Origin of the sequence: Microvirga terrae (genome assembly GCF_013307435.2) — a bacterium.
GTDB classification, from domain to species: domain Bacteria; phylum Pseudomonadota; class Alphaproteobacteria; order Rhizobiales; family Beijerinckiaceae; genus Microvirga; species Microvirga terrae.
Map to the genome: position 1 here is coordinate 31942 of NZ_CP102847.1, position 17507 is coordinate 49448.

18 protein-coding genes are annotated in these 17507 nt (G+C 61.1%); 12 read left to right on the forward strand and 6 right to left on the reverse strand.

Annotated elements, in window-relative coordinates; genetic code table 11:
• Positions 1-28: 28 nt before the first annotated feature.
• The 5 genes from HPT29_RS27390 (at position 29) to HPT29_RS27410 (ending at position 5523) form a co-directional block, all read left to right on the forward strand.
• Positions 29-1255, forward strand: coding sequence for a bifunctional alpha/beta hydrolase/OsmC family protein (locus HPT29_RS27390; RefSeq protein ID WP_173949632.1), 1227 nt, complete (start codon positions 29-31; stop codon positions 1253-1255).
• 88 nt (positions 1256-1343) lie between these two features.
• Positions 1344-1802 (forward strand): DoxX family protein, encoded by a 459-nt coding sequence (locus tag HPT29_RS27395; protein ID WP_173949631.1) that lies wholly within the window; start codon positions 1344-1346, stop codon positions 1800-1802.
• 238 nt (positions 1803-2040) lie between these two features.
• Complete coding sequence (locus HPT29_RS27400) at positions 2041-3048, forward strand: helix-turn-helix domain-containing protein (protein ID WP_173949630.1); 1008 nt, start codon at positions 2041-2043, stop codon at positions 3046-3048.
• A complete protein-coding gene (locus HPT29_RS27405) occupies positions 3045-4880 on the forward strand; it encodes a glycoside hydrolase family 15 protein (protein WP_173949629.1) in 1836 nt (611 codons plus the stop codon). The genes HPT29_RS27400 and HPT29_RS27405 overlap by 4 nt, the downstream gene beginning before the upstream one ends.
• A gap of 226 nt (positions 4881-5106) precedes the next feature.
• Complete coding sequence (locus HPT29_RS27410) at positions 5107-5523, forward strand: response regulator (protein ID WP_173949628.1); 417 nt, start codon at positions 5107-5109, stop codon at positions 5521-5523.
• 413 nt (positions 5524-5936) lie between these two features.
• Here the strand turns inward: HPT29_RS27410 and HPT29_RS27415 are convergent, their stop codons facing one another.
• Together HPT29_RS27415 and HPT29_RS27420 are read right to left on the reverse strand one after the other, a co-directional pair.
• Positions 5937-7988 carry an ATP-dependent helicase gene (locus HPT29_RS27415; RefSeq protein ID WP_173949627.1) on the reverse strand — a complete coding sequence of 684 codons (2052 nt, stop codon included), beginning with the start codon at positions 7986-7988 and terminating at the stop codon, positions 5937-5939.
• Positions 7988-8485 carry a 3'-5' exonuclease gene (locus tag HPT29_RS27420; protein WP_173949626.1) on the reverse strand — a complete coding sequence of 166 codons (498 nt, stop codon included), beginning with the start codon at positions 8483-8485 and terminating at the stop codon, positions 7988-7990. The genes HPT29_RS27415 and HPT29_RS27420 overlap by 1 nt, the downstream gene beginning before the upstream one ends.
• Before the next feature lie 507 nt (positions 8486-8992).
• Between HPT29_RS27420 and HPT29_RS27425 the strand changes: the two genes are divergently transcribed.
• The 3 genes from HPT29_RS27425 to HPT29_RS27435 all read left to right on the forward strand — a co-directional run bounded on the left by HPT29_RS27425 (position 8993) and on the right by HPT29_RS27435 (position 11020).
• Complete coding sequence (locus HPT29_RS27425; protein WP_259061112.1) at positions 8993-9592, forward strand: hypothetical protein; 600 nt, start codon at positions 8993-8995, stop codon at positions 9590-9592.
• Positions 9593-9686: 94 nt separating this feature from the next.
• Complete coding sequence (locus tag HPT29_RS27430) at positions 9687-10244, forward strand: helix-turn-helix domain-containing protein (protein ID WP_173949821.1); 558 nt, start codon at positions 9687-9689, stop codon at positions 10242-10244.
• A 92-nt stretch (positions 10245-10336) separates the two neighbouring features.
• Complete coding sequence (locus HPT29_RS27435; RefSeq protein WP_432807348.1) at positions 10337-11020, forward strand: hypothetical protein; 684 nt, start codon at positions 10337-10339, stop codon at positions 11018-11020.
• A 451-nt stretch (positions 11021-11471) separates the two neighbouring features.
• Here the strand turns inward: HPT29_RS27435 and HPT29_RS27440 are convergent, their stop codons facing one another.
• Together HPT29_RS27440 and HPT29_RS27445 are read right to left on the reverse strand one after the other, a co-directional pair.
• Entirely contained in the window at positions 11472-11792 is a 321-nt protein-coding gene (locus HPT29_RS27440; RefSeq protein WP_173949820.1) for a hypothetical protein, read from the reverse strand.
• Positions 11793-11960: 168 nt separating this feature from the next.
• Positions 11961-12359, reverse strand: coding sequence for a PDDEXK-like family protein (locus tag HPT29_RS27445; protein ID WP_173949819.1), 399 nt, complete (start codon positions 12357-12359; stop codon positions 11961-11963).
• Between the two features lie 41 nt (positions 12360-12400).
• On the opposite strand from HPT29_RS27445, the gene HPT29_RS27450 reads away from it, so the two are divergent.
• On the forward strand, positions 12401-12640 hold the full coding sequence (locus HPT29_RS27450; protein ID WP_173949818.1) for a hypothetical protein: 240 nt from the start codon (positions 12401-12403) through the stop codon (positions 12638-12640).
• A 30-nt stretch (positions 12641-12670) separates the two neighbouring features.
• Here HPT29_RS27450 and HPT29_RS27455 read toward each other — a convergent pair whose 3' ends face one another.
• Positions 12671-13672: a 3'-5' exonuclease gene (locus HPT29_RS27455; RefSeq protein WP_173949817.1), complete on the reverse strand. Its 1002-nt coding sequence runs from the start codon at positions 13670-13672 to the stop codon at positions 12671-12673.
• Positions 13673-13859: 187 nt separating this feature from the next.
• On the opposite strand from HPT29_RS27455, the gene HPT29_RS27460 reads away from it, so the two are divergent.
• The 3 genes from HPT29_RS27460 (at position 13860) to HPT29_RS27470 (ending at position 16085) form a co-directional block, all read left to right on the forward strand.
• On the forward strand, positions 13860-14417 hold the full coding sequence (locus tag HPT29_RS27460; RefSeq protein WP_173949816.1) for a hypothetical protein: 558 nt from the start codon (positions 13860-13862) through the stop codon (positions 14415-14417).
• 153 nt (positions 14418-14570) lie between these two features.
• Positions 14571-15146 carry an Ada metal-binding domain-containing protein gene (locus HPT29_RS28770; protein ID WP_349774739.1) on the forward strand — a complete coding sequence of 192 codons (576 nt, stop codon included), beginning with the start codon at positions 14571-14573 and terminating at the stop codon, positions 15144-15146.
• A gap of 498 nt (positions 15147-15644) precedes the next feature.
• A complete protein-coding gene (locus HPT29_RS27470) occupies positions 15645-16085 on the forward strand; it encodes an Ivy family c-type lysozyme inhibitor (protein WP_173949815.1) in 441 nt (146 codons plus the stop codon).
• A 672-nt stretch (positions 16086-16757) separates the two neighbouring features.
• Here the strand turns inward: HPT29_RS27470 and HPT29_RS27475 are convergent.
• A complete protein-coding gene (locus tag HPT29_RS27475; protein WP_173949814.1) occupies positions 16758-17255 on the reverse strand; it encodes a PTS sugar transporter subunit IIA in 498 nt (165 codons plus the stop codon).
• Positions 17256-17507 lie beyond the last annotated feature (252 nt).

Below are 17507 nucleotides of genomic sequence, written 5' to 3' on the forward strand. Positions count from 1 at the left end.
GCCGTGCTCGCGCTGACAAGAGAATAAAATGAACAGCCTCAAGGTAGAATTTCCCGGTTCAAGCGGTGACCCGCTCGCCGCCCGACTCGACCTCCCACCCGGCCAGATCCGCTCCTACGCAATCTTTGCCCATTGCTTCACCTGCTCAAAGGAGTTCCCCGCCTCCCGGCGGATCGCATCCGAGCTTGCCCTGCGAGGCATTGCGGTTCTGCGGTTCGACTTCACCGGGCTTGGTGCTTCCGGCGGCGAGTTCGCCGCCAGCAACTTCTCCTCGAATGTGGAGGATCTCCGGCACGCGGCCCAGTATCTTGCCCGCCGTTTCGGTCCCGCCGAACTGCTGATCGGCCACTCGCTCGGGGGCGCTGCCGTCCTAGCGGTGGCGGCGGACCTGCCAGAGGTCCAGGCGGTGGTGACGATCGGAGCCCCAGCCGATACGGAACACGTGATCCACAACTTCCGTATGCATGTGCCCGCCATTGAAAGCAACGGTGAGGACGAGGTGGAGCTCGCCGGACGTCCCTTCACCATCCGGCGGCAGTTTCTCGACGACGTGCGGGGGCAGCAGCTTGAAGCCAAAATCCACGCTCTTGGCCGGCCGCTGCTCGTTCTGCATGCCCCGGGCGATGAAGTGGTCGGGATCGAGAATGCTAAGCGGATCTTTGTGGCCGCCCGGCACCCGAAGAGCTTCGTCTCCCTTGACGGGAGCGACCACCTCCTGACCCGGCACGGGGATGCGGCTTTCCTTGCCGAGGTCATCAGCGCCTGGTGCGGGCGGTATCTGCCACCACGGTCGAATCCAGGGGCGGCTGCCCCTCGCGATGGCGTTCGTGTCCGCGCGTCGGGAGAGGGGCGCTTCCAGCAGGTCGTCGAGGCCGGCCGGCACCGGCTGCTTGCCGACGAGCCTGAGAGCTACGGCGGCTTGGGCAGTGGGCCCAGTCCTTACGACCTTCTGGCGGCGGGGCTCGGCGCCTGCACCTCGATGACACTTCAGCTGTATGCCGAGCGTAAGGGTTGGCAGCTCCCGCCCTACACAGTCGAGGTGCGGCACGCCAAGGCTCACGCGGACGACTGCGTCAGCTGCGCTGGCGGGCAAAGCGGCAAGATCGATCAGTTCGAGCGTCGGATCATCTTTGAAGCCGATCCAGGGCCTGCGGCGACGGAGAAGATCATGGAGATCGCCGACAAGTGCCCGGTGCACCGGACCCTTGAGGCTCGCTCTCTTATCGTGACCAAAATCGAGACCCAGAAGTCCTAACAACTCACAACGCCTGTCAGGCCTCAACCCAATCGCACGACCGCACCTTCAGCCGGCAACCTTCAGACAGCTTTCAGGAAGACACGCTATGACCGCCTTCAGCGCCGGACGCCCCAACGACGGGATTATCCTCGTCGCCCGTATTCTTCTCGTCGCCCTGTTCCTCGTCTTTGGCTGGGACAAACTCACCAACTATTCTGGGGCATTAGCCTACATGGCACAGGTGGGTGCGCCCGTGCCTGCTCTCGCCGCTCTTGTGGCAATCGTCATGGAAGTTGTTGTCGCATTCGGGCTTGCCGTTGGCCTCTGGACGGGCCCGCTGGCGCTTCTGCTGGCCGTCTACACGCTGGGGACCGGAATCATCGGACACCCGTTCTGGGCGGGGGAAGGCGCGGCCCGATACATGGATGCCATCAACTTCTATAAGAACATCAGTATCATTGGCGGCTGCCTCCTGCTCTATGTCACCGGACCGGGACGGCACTCGGTCGATGCGAGGCTGGGCCAGCTCGGAACGAACCTTGGTACTGGCGCTGCCAGAGGCTAGTTTCCTTGGCTGTGGTGTCGTGATCTGGGCGACTACATACATCAGGCTCATCCTATACCAAGGTACAGGGCCATCTATCTGTTTCCATGGACCAACCAGACCTGCGGTACGGTACCGTGAGGCGGGATTTCCCATCATGATTGCGGGCATACAAGAGGCAATGACCCCGGGCCTCATGGGTGCACAGACAGACCTTTGAGGACTGAGCGCACGGCCTCCCGAACGGGAGCACAGGTCCATGACCGACTCGATCCACCGTGAACCTTCTCAGAACCATCCATCAGCCGCGACTGAACTGCGCCAGAGCGAGCTGTCGACGGCCGACCGACGTCTTGCCGAAAGGGAGATGGAGCGCGTCCTCGGGACCACACCGTTCCGCATGGCTTTGGATTCCTCCGGGGCGGGGATCGCCCACTGGCAACATGACCCCTTGCACGACGTCGTCGAGCCCATGACCCACCACGTCATTATGGCATACAACGGCTCGGTTCAGCGCATGCAGAGGCGGACCGGAAAATCGGTTGCGACCGGAACGTTTCGTCCCGGGGTTTTGATTATCATTCCTGAAGGATCAAGCTCCCGATGGGATATTCCGAAACCTGTCGATGTCGTTCAGCTCTATCTTCCACACGCGACGCTCCAGCGTGTTGCCGATGAAGCCCACATTGACAAGCCGATCGATCTCGTGGAGCGAACGGCGCATCCCGACCCCCTTATATCCCGCCTACTCCTGAGCGCGGCGGATTCACCGAGTGGCAATGAGGCCCTAGATACGTTGTACCGACAGCAGCTGACCGACCTGCTGGCGACGCGGCTCCTGGCTGATCACACCGGCTCGCCGATCACGGTCCAGCCGGCCTCAGGTGGGCTTTCCCCTACGGCGCTGCGCCGCGCCATGGAACGCTTGCGCTCGGACACCGATGCGGACGTCTCTCTCGCGGCCCTGGCGGCGGACGCCGGCCTGTCACGCTTCCATTTCTGCCGTGCGTTCAAGGAGAGCACCGGGCTGTCACCGCATGCCTGGCTGCGCCAGCACCAACTCGAGCAGGCCATGGTCATGCTGCGAGACACTGATGCATCGATTGTGTCGGTCGCTATGGCGCTTGGCTATTCTTCCCAGACGGCCTTCGCGGCGGCGTTCAGGCGGTTGACGGGCGAAACCCCATGCAATTGGCGGCGACGTGCGCAATGGGCTTGCATTGATACCGCGGGCGGACCGGTTATGCGCCGATTGAGAGCGGCATGAGCTTGGTGAGTACGGATCGGTGGATCGAGAATTATGCCCTTATCGGCGACTGTCAGACGGGTGCGCTCGTCGGGCAAGACGGCTCCATTGATTGGCTCTGCTTCCCACGCTTCGACGCGCCAGCGGTCTTCGCCGCCCTGCTGGGCTCCCATGAGAACGGACGCTGGCGGATCGCGCCCGCCAACGTGGCCGCTATCAGCACACGGCAGTACCGGCCCGGCACGTTGATCCTGGAGACGACCTTCAAGACCACGACCGGAACGGCGACCGTTATCGACTTTATGCCGCCGCGGGACGGCGTAGCCAACCTGATCCGGATCGTCGAGGGCGTCCGCGGCGAAGTGGATCTCGACTTCGACCTCGTCATGCGGTTCGATTATGGGCGGACCATCCCCTGGGTGAGCCGCATCGACGATACCACCCTCCGCGCCATTGCCGGACCGGACGCGCTCACGCTGACGATGCCCGTCGAACTGCAAGGCGAGGACCTGCGCACCAGGGGAAACTTCACCGTCCGCGCTGGCGAGCGCCTTGCCTTCAGCCTGATCCACGGATCCTCCCACCTCGGCCCGCCCGACGCCGGGGACCCACTCGATTTGCTCCGCGACACTGAAGCCTTCTGGACCAGGTTCTCCTCACGCTGTCCCAAGGTCGGGGTCTGGACCGAGGATGTCCGGCGTTCCCTCATTACCCTCAAGGCGCTCACCTACGAGCCGACGGGCGGTATCGTGGCCGCGGCCACGACCTCGCTGCCGGAGCGGGTCGGTGGCGAACGGAACTGGGACTACCGCTACTGCTGGCTGCGCGACGCGACCCTGACGCTGATGGCCTTTATGGGACTTGGCTACTACGAGGAGGCCAACGTTTGGCGGGACTGGCTGCTCCGCTCTGTGGCGGGCGACCCGGCCCAGATGAAGATAATGTACGGCGTCGCCGGTGAGAGGCATCTCCTGGAGTGGGAGGTGCCGTGGCTTCAGGGCTTCCTTGCGTCGCGTCCGGTGCGGGTCGGCAACGCCGCGGCGGGCCAGTTCCAACTCGACGTGTTTGGTGAGGTCGCCGATATGCTCTTGCAGGCGCACAAGGGCGGCCTGCCGCGGCATCCGCGGGCCGAGGCGCTCAGGCGGGTCATCATGCCGTTCGTGGAGGAGGCATGGAGGCGGCCCGACGAGGGAATCTGGGAGGTACGCGGTGGCCGCCGGCACTTCGTTCATTCGAAGGTGATGGCCTGGGTCGCGTTCGACCGGGCGGCGCGACTGACGGAAGGCCTCGACGGCGGTGTGGAACTGGCCTGCCGGTGGCGTCAGGTCGCCGATGCCATCCATGGAGAGGTGTGCGAGAAGGGCTTCGACCCCGCGCTTGGCAGCTTTGTCCAGTCCTACGGCTCGACCGCGCTCGACGCGAGCCTGCTCCACATCCCGCTCACTGGGTTCCTGCCCGCGGACGACCCGCGGGTCGTCGGGACGGTCGGGGCGATCGAGCGGCGCCTGATGCGTAATGGGTTCCTCCTGCGATACGATACCGACCAGGTGGCCGACGGCCTGCATGGGGAGGAGGGAGTGTTCCTCGCGTGCAGTTTCTGGCTGACGGACGTCTATGTCATGATGGGCCGCCACGCGGAGGCCGTGGCGCTCTTCGAGCGGATGCGTTCGCTGCAGAACGACGTCGGCCTGCTTGCCGAGGAGTACGATCCAGTGGCAGGCCACATGCTGGGTAACTTCCCGCAGGCCTTCAGTCATGTCGGCCTGATCATCACGGCTCTGAACCTCGCCCGCACGATCGGGCCAGCTGAAGAGCGGGCGGGACAGCCCGCGGCCGTTCCGGGAGCCGCGTAAGGGCACGTTCGGGCCGGACCCACGGATAGTCATCTGCCGCGGGGCTGGCGCCAAAGTCCCCACAGCCTGAACGCCGACCCCACCTCAACCGCTTCAACCCTTCGCCAGTGGTATCTATCCCGAAGCAATGGCAGCAATCACGCTGCAAGCACGTCAATCGCTCTGGCGCAGTGGTGAACGCGGTCCGGTAGATTCTGGCCCATGAGCTTAGTGCCAGGAGGCCGCTATGAACACAACTGAGCAGGAACGCATCCTCATCGTCGACCCCAACCCGCTGTTTTTGGAGAAACTCGCACAAGGACTTCGGGCCAGAAACTTCGATGTTGTGACGACCGTGTCCAGCATGCAGGCCTTCCACATCCTGAGGGATTGGAGCCGCCCTGTTGATTGGCTCTTCAGCCGTGCAACCCTGCCTGGCCTAATCGATGGCTGGATTTTGGCCGATGAATACCACGATAGCCATCCCAATCGTGCTGCCGTGATTGCCGCTTCGCAAGCGAAGGTCTGCGCCCAAGGACATGTCGTTCTCAAGGATCCGTCGCCGGCCGCCGTGCTCGACACGATGCAGTGCATCATGGCTCAAAACCAGGCGCCGGAGATAGCAAGCCACACCAAAGGAAGCGAAGAGCGACTTGCCGCCTAAGAACTCACAGCAACGTCCGACCGCCGGAGATCGACGGGATTGCAATCTGTGTCGAATGATCCTGCCGATTCGTCGTCCTACAAGCCAGGAGACCGCCATGGAACGCGACAACGAGCAAGGATCCTTCTGGGCCTCCGCCACCGCAGTTCTCGCACTGACAGGCGTGGTTGGCATGCTTTATCTGCCGCTGCTTCTCTGAAGCAATTTCAATCTGGGTTTCAATTCGTTGAAGGTCCGTGTGCTGATCGGGGATGCGGCACAAGATCGGAGACTGACAAAGCATGCCGGATATATCTTACGCTGAGTGGAAACTCGCTTTAGCTGAATCGAGCAGTATTTTATATCGGACACGACCTCAGAAAAACCCGCCTGTGGGTTTGATCGAAGGTCGGTCGGTTTGCCCGGCGATGTCGCTAGCGTAAGGAACGACGAAGATACTCGGCCAACAAAGCGTCATGCGGGTTGCGGTTGGGCAGGAACTTCAAGGCGACGAGCCGGCTGACAATCTCATCAGGCGAGCGCTTCAGGATCAGAGACATCTCCTCAAGACTGGTTGAGGATGCATACGCCGCCTGAAGGCGCGTATCCTCACGGGATGTCCACGGTCTTGAGCCAGGTGATGGTGTCTCGCGCGAACTCCTGCGAGCGGTTGGGCCGGATGTCGGGTGTGACCTCTTCGTTGCGAGTTGAGCCCGTTCTCCGAGGCTCGCCAAAGGCACGCGACTGTCAGCCCCGGCCATGTTCGGGCCGGTCCAAATGACCTCCGGATGATGCATCTCGAACAGAAATGGAGAGGGGTCCGACTTTGTCCCGAAACGTTCCGCAGCATAGGTGAGGGCAAGACGACGCTTGGTCCGCGTGATCGCCACATAGGCGACCCGTCGCTCCTCCTCGGTATCGGCTGAATTGCCGTGGGGCATGACCCCATCCTCAAGCCCGACAAGGAACACCGTGTCCCACTCAAGCCCCTTCGCGGAATGGACCGTCGACAGAACAACACTGTTCGCGTGCGGGCGCTTGGTCGCTTGGGTCTGCTCGGCAATCCGCATCTCGAGTTCTTCAACCGACGAACAGGAGGTCGCCAGCATGGCGACTCCGTCGACGATGCTCTCCCATTCCGCCCGCTCCCGGCCGGATGCTCGTATGGGGAGAGCCTCAGCGATGATCCGCTGGACGTGAGCGCACGAGCTTTGGAAGTCGCGTCTCGTGCGGCGATCGATCAGGTCCAGACGCTCGCGGGTGATGTCACCCCGTTTGCCCATCCCCATCTTCTCGAGGGCTGCCGCACTTTTGGAGTCGCGCAAATAGAAGAGGGAGCCGACGAATAGTTTGGCTGGGGAACTCTGCCAGAAATCTCCAGCACCCCGGACTTCGAAGGGAATGTCGAGAGCGCGAAGCGCTGCCTGGAAGTGGATGCCGATGGTTCCCGACCGGTACAGAACAGCCATCTGCCGGGGCTCCAGACCCTTGCTGATGAGCTGTGAAATCGCAGCGGCAACTTGTCGGGCCTCCACAGCCGGCAGGCTGTACCCGCGGACGACAATGTCACATGGGCCCTGGTTGACGGCGCTGTAGTCCTTATCCACCCGTCCTTCGTTCTTGCGGATCAACTTCTTTGCGGTTCGGACGATCCCGGGAGCGGAGCGATAGTTCCGGTCGAGAATGTGAACCTGGCTCCCGGGATAGCGTTCTTGGAAGTTCAAGATGTATCCGACATCAGAGGCCCGAAACGCATAGAGGGTCTGATCGTCGTCCCCAACAGCCCAGAGCTTCACCCCTACCCGGACAAAATGCGAGATCAGCAGGTCCTGTCCAGGGTTCACGTCCTGGTATTCGTCGACGAGAAGGTGATCATAGGCTCGTACGATACTCCGGCCGTAATTAGGATCACCGTCCATGGCTTGGACCAGACGGGGCACCATGTCGGCGAAATCGATGGCTCCTGCCCGGTTCAAAGCGTCCTCATAGACACGGAAGAACTCGACCGCAGACCGGCCGAGCTCATCCCCTCGGTTGAGCGCCGCCTCAAAGGTCCTGGCGTCGAGCAGGCGCTCCTTGGCCGATCCGATAATGTCGAGGATGTCCTCATCCTCGTTCCAGTACATGCGCCTCTTCGAGAAAACCGCACGCTGCTCCGGTGTGTCCCATATCTGGATTGCACTGGGCAGCCCCGCGGCCGCCGGATTGCGTCTCAGGCACCGATAGGCGAAGCCGTGGAATGTGAAGATCTCGAGATGTTTCGGCAGGAGGTCGGGCAAGGCGGCGGAAATCCGCTGCCTCATCTCCTCGACCGCTTTCTTGGTGAATGTCACGGCCAGGATCCGCCGTGGATCCACCCCCTGCCGCACGAGATGAATAAATCGCCCCGTCAGCGTACTGGTCTTGCCGGATCCCGGGCCGGCCAGGGTGAGCTGGATGGGTGCATCACAGGTGGCGGCACCCCGCTGAGATGGGTCGAGCGGCATCAGGGTCGATTGAGCTTGAGAAACAAGTGGGCTGCCAGAAGTGCATCGTTCAAGGCGTCGTGCTCGTCGCGAAGGTGGGCGACGCTGATGCCGGCTTGAGAGCACGCGTGCCGGAGCTTGCCCGGAAGGCCCGATCGCTTGGCCAGGGCCATGGTGCAGGAAAAGCGCTCCCGGGGATAAACCGGATGGGCGGCGCGCTCGAACTCTCGCTTGAGCGTGTTGTACTCGTAGACATAGTTGTGAGCCACGATCGTGGCGTCACCCACGAACTCGACAAGCTCCGGGATCACCTCCTCGAAGTACGGCTCCTTCTGCAGATCTTCGAGCGAAATGCGATGAACGGCGTAACAGAACCGGCTCATGGCCGAGTGCGGCTTGATCCGGCGCACCAGCGAGCGGGATGATATGGTGTTGCGGACCACCTCAACATCGGCGATCTCGACAATGTGGTCGTATGATTGCGCTGTTTCGACGTCGATAACCACATGTCTGGTCATGGTACACTGCGAGGCAAGAGGCTGAGAAAATGGCTCATGAGCAGTTTTCTAGAAGAGAGGCAGCCAAATTGCCAGACCAGCGGCCAGTCCTGATGCAGGCCCCAGTCGGCTGTTCAGGACTACAATGATCCGAACCGGCTGTGTGTCAGAGCTCGTAAAAAGGGGCACTTGAAGCGGCTGTTCCCTGACGGCAGATCATCGAGATCCCGAACCGGAATTATGCGTGCCGCATCTTTGTGACCAAGCAGGAGTTCGCCGAACTCTTGGGCTGGCGGGCCGGACGAATCGACTATCCGAATTTCAAGAACAGCGTCCGGGATTACGGCCTGCACGACCTATACGCTGACTTCTGGGAGCTCCACTGGTCCTACCAGCAGAGAACTGGTCAACTGTGACGGCATCCTAGCCCACCAATCCACAACCCGCTCCGACCGGCTGGCCGCATCATTCAAAGACTCCGCCTATGCTGATCCGCTGACTCCTTCTATGCCTCAGGAAGACTTGCGCATGACGATAGAACCAATCCTTGTCGCCGGCCTCAAGAACCTTGCCACAGAGTTTCATCCCCACGAGTTGGCCTACCTGGCGGCTACCTGCAAAATCGAATTCCCGATCCGGGACAAGCTCGCCTTCTATCTTCACAGGGAGCTTGCACCATCCGGTCTGATCGTTGCCCGGGAATGGAGCCACATTGATCTTGCCATCGTGCTCTCAACGGGACAGCCTGCCGCTTTTCTCGAGGCGAAGGCGATGTACACGTTCGATGCCTTGAAGAACCCATCGCACTTCACCAGTGCAACGTCGGCGGATGAGAAGAAAGCCAAGGCATTGGCGGGACCGGACACGGCAGTCTATTCCCTTCTCCTCGCAACACACCTCGATCAGCCCGTCCTGGCTCCGAACCTGAAGGTCGTCAAATACTCCGCCGGGATCAATCGTGCCCTTCAGACTCACCAGACCGGCGATAAGGTGCGAGCGAAGGCAATCGAAGCCATCGGACAGGAGCTGGCTCATCGGCATGTGGTGAAGACTGGGGAGATCAGCGGCGGCACCGCTTTTGGGATCGGCGTCTCAGTGCTCTACTGGCTGGTGCGCAACGATGAGTGAGGCACCCGAGATGAGCAAGGCACGGCAACTAGTGGGTCGTCTGCCGTGGGATCTGGTATAGTGGTGTGGTGATCCTCGTGCTGCGAGGTGCCCCATGTCGCGCCACCAGAAAGATCCCTTGCGTCCGCTCACCGCGGCCGAGCGCATAGAACTCACCCGCCTGAGCCACTCGCAGAGCGCCCCCGCCGCTGGAGTCGACCGGGCTCGCGCCCTGCTGGCGATTGCCGATGGAGCCAGTTACACAGCAGCCGCCTATCTGGTCGGGCGCGGCCACAACGAGACCATCTCGGCCTGGGTCAGCCGCTTCAACCGCGAAGGGCTGGCGGCTGTGCGCCCGCACCACGGCGGCGGGCCGCGCATCCGCTACGGGGCTCAAGAGCAGCAGCGCATCCTGGCTGAGTGGGCGCGAGCGCCGCAGCGGGAGCAGGATGGCAGCGCCACCTGGTCGTTGAGCCTGCTGCAGAAGGCGCTGCGCCAAGCCCCTGATGGCCTGCCGCGGGTGAGCCGGTTCACCATCGCCCGTATCCTGCACGAGGCGGGTCTGAGCTGGCAGAAGAGCCGCACCTGGTGCGAGACCGGCGTGAGCCTGCGGCGGCGTAAGGACGGCGCGGTGCGCGGCAGCGATCCGGATGCGGCTGCCAAAAAAAGCTGATCGAGCAGGCCTATACATCCGGCACGCAGCTGGGACTATCGGTCTGGTGCGAGGACGAGGCGGGCCCATTCCAGGCCGTTCCACATCCTGGTGTGTCGTGGCAGCCGCGGCGCCACCCTGCCATCCAACCGCACGAGTATGTCCGCGGCGGCACGACCAAGATCCTGACGCTGTTCCATCCCGCCTCCGGCCAAGTGCGCCTGCAATCGGCCGAGCGATGCACGAATGCGGTGCTGCATCCGTGGCTGCGGGAGCACCTGAGCGCAGTTCTCGCGGAGTTGCCAGCGCCGGCTCCCGTACAAGATCCCGCCGCTACGCGCACCGCCTGGGGGATGTGGCAAGCGGGATTGACGCTGCCGTTTACCTTGCCGGAGAAGTTGCCGCCGCTGCGGCTTCTGCTGGTGTGGGATAATCTCACCGGCCACAAGACGCCCGAACTGGTGCTGTGGTTGTGCGCCCATGGCATCATGCCGTTGTACACGCCCGTGGGTGGCAGTTGGCTCAACATGGCCGAGTCGATCCAGCGCGTCCTCAAACGCCGCGCGCTCGCCGGGCAACATCCGCACAGCCCTGTGGAGATCGGCAGTTGGTTCGAGCAGACGGCGCGAGGCTGGAACGCGCAGCCGACGCCGTTTGTCTGGAATGGCAAACGCCGGCAGCGACGACGGCGCGCGTCTCAGGATCCGCTCCATCGGCTCGGCGGCTCCGGAGCTTGTACGCGCCAGCCACTCCCTCAGCACAGAGCAAAGGAGCCAGCAAAATGCCAGGTCCTATAGCAGACGACCCACTAGTGGGCCGGTTCCAGGTACTGAAAAGCGACTTCCTCCGCGAAAAGGCAAACCGGGATGATCCGCGGGCGCCCTTCTATGCGGCAATGCTCGTAGCCGATACGTATGAGGCATATTACCGTCTGGCGGATTCAGGGCCCGTGACCGTCGAGAGTTATAAGTCCGGCCCGATTACATCGCATATGGAGATCATGTACGCCCGTCGGAGTGGATGGATTCAATATATCTAAGGGGCGTTTGTTCGTCGGGTCGTCGATCGCCACATCCTGCGTGGCGAGTCGTGGCCATCTCGACCACCAGCGAGCAGTCCTAGCATCTCAAGGAGGGCCCTCGGCCGTCTCCCCGCAATCACGATACGGAGCCCTCACCTGATCCAGCTGGCCGTGGAACCAGACTTCGGGTGTCAGTGAAAGATCGGCTGGTCCTGCACTGAGGCCACTCATTCGAAGAACCGGATCAGGTCCTCGTACAGCCCCATGAAAAGATCGGCATCGTACTCCGCCTGGCCGGGCAATTTCTTCGCCATCTCATTCACCTGGGCGACGGTCCTTCCATATGCAAAGCATTCCTCGTAGATTCGCCGACGGTGGATATTGTCAGCCCGGACGACCTCATCAATGGGTCGTCCGGTCAGAATGATTCGGCTCCCTGGATTGAAGTGATATCGCTTCCGGAATTCTCGATAGGAACTCTTGTTCGGAAACCCGTCTCGGATCGCAAGCCATTCCGCTTGGGTGGAAATTTCGCCAGTGCTGATCATTCTTTTGAAGTCTCCCGGCACTGCTGGTTTCAGAACAAGATCCTTGCCCAATCGCACGATAGGATAGAATGGACCTGCCGGAAGAGAGAATCCGAATTACACGCCAGCGAATGAGGTCTCATTTGACGGGCCGGGTGATCTCGAGGAAGTTGAACGCGCGGAGAATGTCTAGATTTTCCGGGAGAGATTGATGCCGTATTCAGGGGCGCTTATTCCCTCAGGGTAATCGTTGTCACGAAAGACCCCACAGGGCGTCAACCACCGCGTCGACGGGATAAAGAACATCTCGAAGCTCGGACCGGAGAACACGATGAGACATAATGCGAGATCAGGCGCGGGCTTGAAATGTTTCTTGCGCATGAAGACATAGCCGGTCCCTCGCAACGACTTGACCTGCACCTTCACATAGCCGGTGTCATCCCTGTGAATCAGGAGATCGACGCCTCGGTCATCGACTTCCGGGATGTAGATCGAAAATCCCTGTTTCGCGAACTCGATCCGCGCGATGTATTCTGCAATCTGCCCAATCTGCTGAGGGCTGACGGAGGACCAGTTCTCGCTAATCATGGTGATGTAATTTGGAGCCTGAGAGGAGGAGAGCGCTTTTCATGTCTGACCAAAGCAGCGGCAGCCCGGACGCCTTGGACGAGCGCGAGCATATATCGATTTTCGTCTATGAGCACCCGAACGGTGTGCGTGAGATCACCGGTGGGGGCAGAGGTCCCGGAGGGGTCCTCGCAGACATTCATGGGGAGGTGGCCCCAGGTGAGAGATGGGACGGCATGAGCTACGAGAACCTCACCCCAGGACAGTACAAGCTTGCCGGCAGGATTTGGGTTCGGGTCTGATCTGCGTGGCTTGCTGTCCCTGCGGATTGATCAGGATGAAAAGCGAAACCGCTCGTACGCCGTGATCTTTTGTATGACTGGCTCCACCGAAGAGCGATAAATCTCAGTCTGCAGAAAACGGAGCTCGTCCGGATAATCCTCTTCGGGAACCTCGATCCACCAGGATTTCAAGCGTCCGTCGGAACCATCGTTCCAGCGATAGCCTCGCTTCTTGAGCAAGTCCTTCAGGTCGAAAGGGGAGTTTTCAGCCCAAACCCGGATCGAGCCTTTCCGGGCCGAGGCTAGAAGGTGCTCGAACGGGAGGCCGCTGCCATCGGGGAGGGGACTGGCAAGAACCTCCAATAGAGCCTCGCAGTCATCGACAGCCCGATGCCCCTGATGGAAGTAGCCGCATTGCCCAATCAAATATCCGAGCCTGGAGCCTTCAAAGCCTAGGGCTGACCAGGAAATCTCCGAATTCGAGCAGGCCCATGCCTTGTCCGCGAACCCTCCGGCCAAGCGCTCACAGAAGGAGCGGTCGAAGGAAGCGTTATGAGCGATGACGAGACCGGCCGGAGCAATGAACCGCTCGACCGCGTCCCGATCCATCACCTGACCCGCGACCATTTCGGGTGTGATCTTGTGAACCTTCATGCTTTCAGGACTGATCGGAACGCCGGGTTCGCGAAGGGCTCCAAATGTACCGATCACGTCACGCACCTGGCCGTCGACGTGGTAGATGAAGGCGATCATACCGAGCTCGATGACCTCGTCCCTGGCTTTGTCGAGGCCGGTGGTCTCCGTGTCGACGATCAGTCCGATCTTCTCTCCGTCGGTAAGAGGGCGAGCCGGGAGAACGGGGCGGGGCTTGAGACGCCGGAGGACACGATAGTCGCCAGAGGTCTCAAGGGCATGAGCGGCGTTCTCGAAATCCGCAGGATTGAGGCGGAAGGGCGGTGCCTGGTGTGGGACGATGATGGGATCCATCGTGGGAGGCAGGACCGACCTCTCGCCCGCCACTGGCTCTGAGAACAAATCCCCTTGCTCTGGCATCTTACACCCCTCCGATCACTTGGCGGGATGGGAACACAGGCGGGTTAGGAGGATATTACCGAAACTGTGTCCGCTGAAATATTATTGTGGAGTGCCTTTGGTAGTTGCCATCGGGGGACCGCGCCCACGTAGACTGTGATGGCGGAAGCGAAGGGCGAGACAGGCCCGCTGAGGGTAAGGGGCAGCTTTGAGCACGTATGAACTGGCAGTCTCCCGCTCCAATCTGGCTCAAGGCCTCAAGACCGTAACGGCTGGCTTGAGGAAACGGGAGGCGCAAAGGGTCCACTTCGCGTTTGACGGCGAGATCCTAACCCTGACGGGACCGGGAGCTCAGACCGATGTCGAAGCCTCTGGCACCTGGCCCGGCGGGGTTTTGGCCGATGCGGAGATGCTCAAGCAACTTGCCACTCGCCTTCCCAATGAGGATCCCCTACGCCTTGGGGTCCAGGATCGACGCCTGTTCGTGGGCGGGTTCAGCATCGGGGCGGAGCTCCTCGAGATCGCTCCGCCACCGTTATTGCTCCCCATGGGAGATTCGAACCCTGCGATCCTGAAAGCCGTCGAGCGGTACGGCGAGCCACGGGTGCTCGGGACCGTCTCGAGAGCCTCTCTGGAGAATGCCAAAGCGGACCTCGACATGCGCATCGCGCAGGCGGCCCAATCCTTGGCCCACTATGGTGTCACACGGGCTGACGTCGCCGCAATGGTGACCAGAGCCATAGCCCGCAGCAACAAGGCATCATAAGCCGCTGTTTAGAGGTTTGAGACCACGAACATGAGCCTAGACACCGCCCATTGGGTACGACAGGTTTGCCAAGGGGATTTCAGCGAAATTCCAACGCCTCTCACGTGGAACCGATCAGCGGAGTTCGCACATATCCTCGACGGATATGCCGCTATGGGTGGCCTGACGCAGTGTGGCAAGCTCGCCGCACAGATGGAGCACACCTACCGCGAGACGGGCCGATGGTCTGGAAGCCCGCTGGAGCTCTGGGCAACCTTGTTCTTCCAGCATCGCGCCTGTCGGCACTCGGGTTGGGATCTCGAGGGTGAGCGCTTGGTTTGGTACGATGATCTCTGCGCAACCCTCAGGCGTGCTCTGCAGGCGATCACCCCTGCAGAGCGAGAGATGCTGATGCGCTATGTCCGGTCTGAGTGTGCCGATGCTCAGGAGCCAAGGTCGATGCACTACAAGCTCCTCAATGCTCAGAGAAAGATCTATTTGACCGAGGCGCCAGGAACGCTCGGGGGATATCGGCCGAACCGAATTTACGGTCGTCTCGATTGTCCGAGCGCTTTGCGCCATCTGGCAAGTGGGCAATACGCCAAGCACCGGGTCTTCTTTGCCGATGAGGCAACAGCCATAGCCGCTGGGTTTAGACCGTGCGGCGTCTGCATGAAAGCGCGACATGAGCTTTGGACGGCAGATCCGGGAGCTTGGCTCGCTGCGGTTTTGAGCGATCACAGGGCCTGAAAGCGCAGGGGCCTGTCTTTGATCACAGTCTCATCGGTAGGACAGACAGTAAGCGCCGCTGGAGTGATACCCACTCGGACATGACCCGGTTTTCGGGATCGCGTGCTTCGCATTCCTGTAGCCGAGGCAATAATCGCCCGAGCTGTGATAGCCGGACGGGCATGTGCCGATCTTCGGCAACGCCGGCCGCGGGTTTCTCGAATACGGCAGACAGGCGCCACCGCTTGAGTGGTAACCGGACGGACAGGTGCCGACTTTTGGAACGGCCTGGGCGTAAGCTTCAGAGGCAACCGTCGCCATCATCGGGCCAGTCAGAAGGACAGCGCATGAACGGCAGGCGGTGAACCCGAACAGTATCATCGGCATAGGCATTTACTCTATCGGCAGCTCGGTTCGGCGGGTCTGGTCTGCAGCGTAGACTGAGCCCGCAGCCTGGATAAAGTCTTGGTCGATCCGTGACACGGCCAATACGCCGGCACGAGATAGGGAGGGGCGGCAATGGCACTTCGGTTTCTCAGGAACGCTCTCGGCGTCAGCCTTCTGGTCGCCGGGTCGTTTCTGTGCGCGGGGATCTCCGCGCAGGCTGCCTCCCCTGGCCTGCCTGTTTATCCATGGGACCTGCGCAAGAAGATGCCTGTCCACTACCAGGCCTATCTGAAAATTTTGCCGACCCGGTTGAAGCGCACAGCCTGGTTCGGCCGCTTTGATGGAACCGGCATGCCGGTCGAGAGGGTGGCGGTCGACGGCAAGGCGTACTTTACAGGCGGGATCTGCAAGCCGCATGACTGCGCCGACAACTATCTTACGTTCTTGATCACGGCTGATGGATCGCGGGCCGTGGCGATGGTGAAGGCGACAGAGACAGGCGGCCAGATCGTGGAGCTTGGAAATCCGATGACGGCTGAGCGGCAGTTCATGGCGAAGGAGTTTCAGGATTGAACCGGCCCGTCGCTGAAATGAATGGTTTCCGGTGCCGTCGCCGATGTGGCTCCATCCCCTGGATCGACGGCAAGCTGCCCGGCATGGGGAAGAACCACCAAATGCTCGGTATCCTGACGAACTATGCCTCCAAGTAGGCCTAATCCTTGGGCTCGCCTTCAGTGTTCGACACCACGGCCTGATATTTAGCTACAATCTCTTGGCGTGAACGCGCTTATAGCCGCGCTGAGCCACTTTGTGGTCCAGATAAGGAATTATCAGGGGACCCCAAATTAGCCTTGTCCTGGCGGCTCTAAATTGGTCGGCATTTTTCCGGGCCGAACTTTATCGCTGACAACGATCTCACCGTCTCCTCTCTTTGAAACCATCTCAAGCTGATCACCGCGAAACCCGCAGCCTGCTCAACGCCATTTCCCCCAATTGGGAGGAATGCCATCCGCCCATTCCTCCCAATTGGGGTATGGCTCCAAGAATGGTGGTGCGATGGAGAATTATGGCAGCCGAAATGGTCCGTGATGGAGATCCATTCCCCCGCGATTGGCCGTGCCACTGTCCATTTCAGCCGCCATATTGTCCTTCGTTGCCACCATCGGTTCCCATTTCTCGCCATCCGGAAATGGAGAGCCTTTCCGGCAACCTGTAAGGGGAACCGGCCACTCTCGCGCTATCTCGTTAGGTTCCGGAGGATCTCATGTCCCTTTCGGCAACGGCCGCACCGTTCCAAACATCGCTGACGAGCACGGCGTAGAGCGTCTCGGTACCGCTGGTTGACCGAAGGCGTGCGGCGACATCGCCCTCCCGAAGGCGTCGCGCCACGCAGGACAGCGCCCGCAGGAGTGTCCTGTGGTCATCTTCTGGGGCGAGGATCATCACGGCGAGATCGGCGGGTACGCCGTCGACGGCTCCGAAGTCAACAGACGGCTGAAGCCGCACGAAAAACCCAATGGGAGCATCGACTCCCTCTATTGTCGCGTGCGGGATTGCCATCCCCCGACCGAGGCCGATTGTCGTGCTGTCCTGTCGCTCGAGAAGGGCATCGAACACCTTGCCAGGGTCGAGATTGACCACAGCGGCCCCGATACGGGCCAGCTCCTTCAGGACGGCGTGCTTGTTCGTACCGGGAAGGCTTGGGATGACCCGGTCAGGCGCGACGAGATCCGCAATTTTCATGATGTTAGTGTCCCCCGAAGCAAGCCGAGCCGCGCGAGAGCATGGCCGCCATCCTGTTTGTTTTTCTAGTTAGGTTGCCCAGATCGATGTCCCACGCGCCGTCTCGGGTCCCTGAAATCTGTTTGGTGTCTGCCCGCCCAACGTCGTGTCGGTGGCCAGTTCTCGATGAGCATCGATATGCGCGGCAGTGTCGTCACATCTGCCTTCGGATCAAGGCATCTTTAGGATGAGCTACCTCGGAGAAGGAGGATG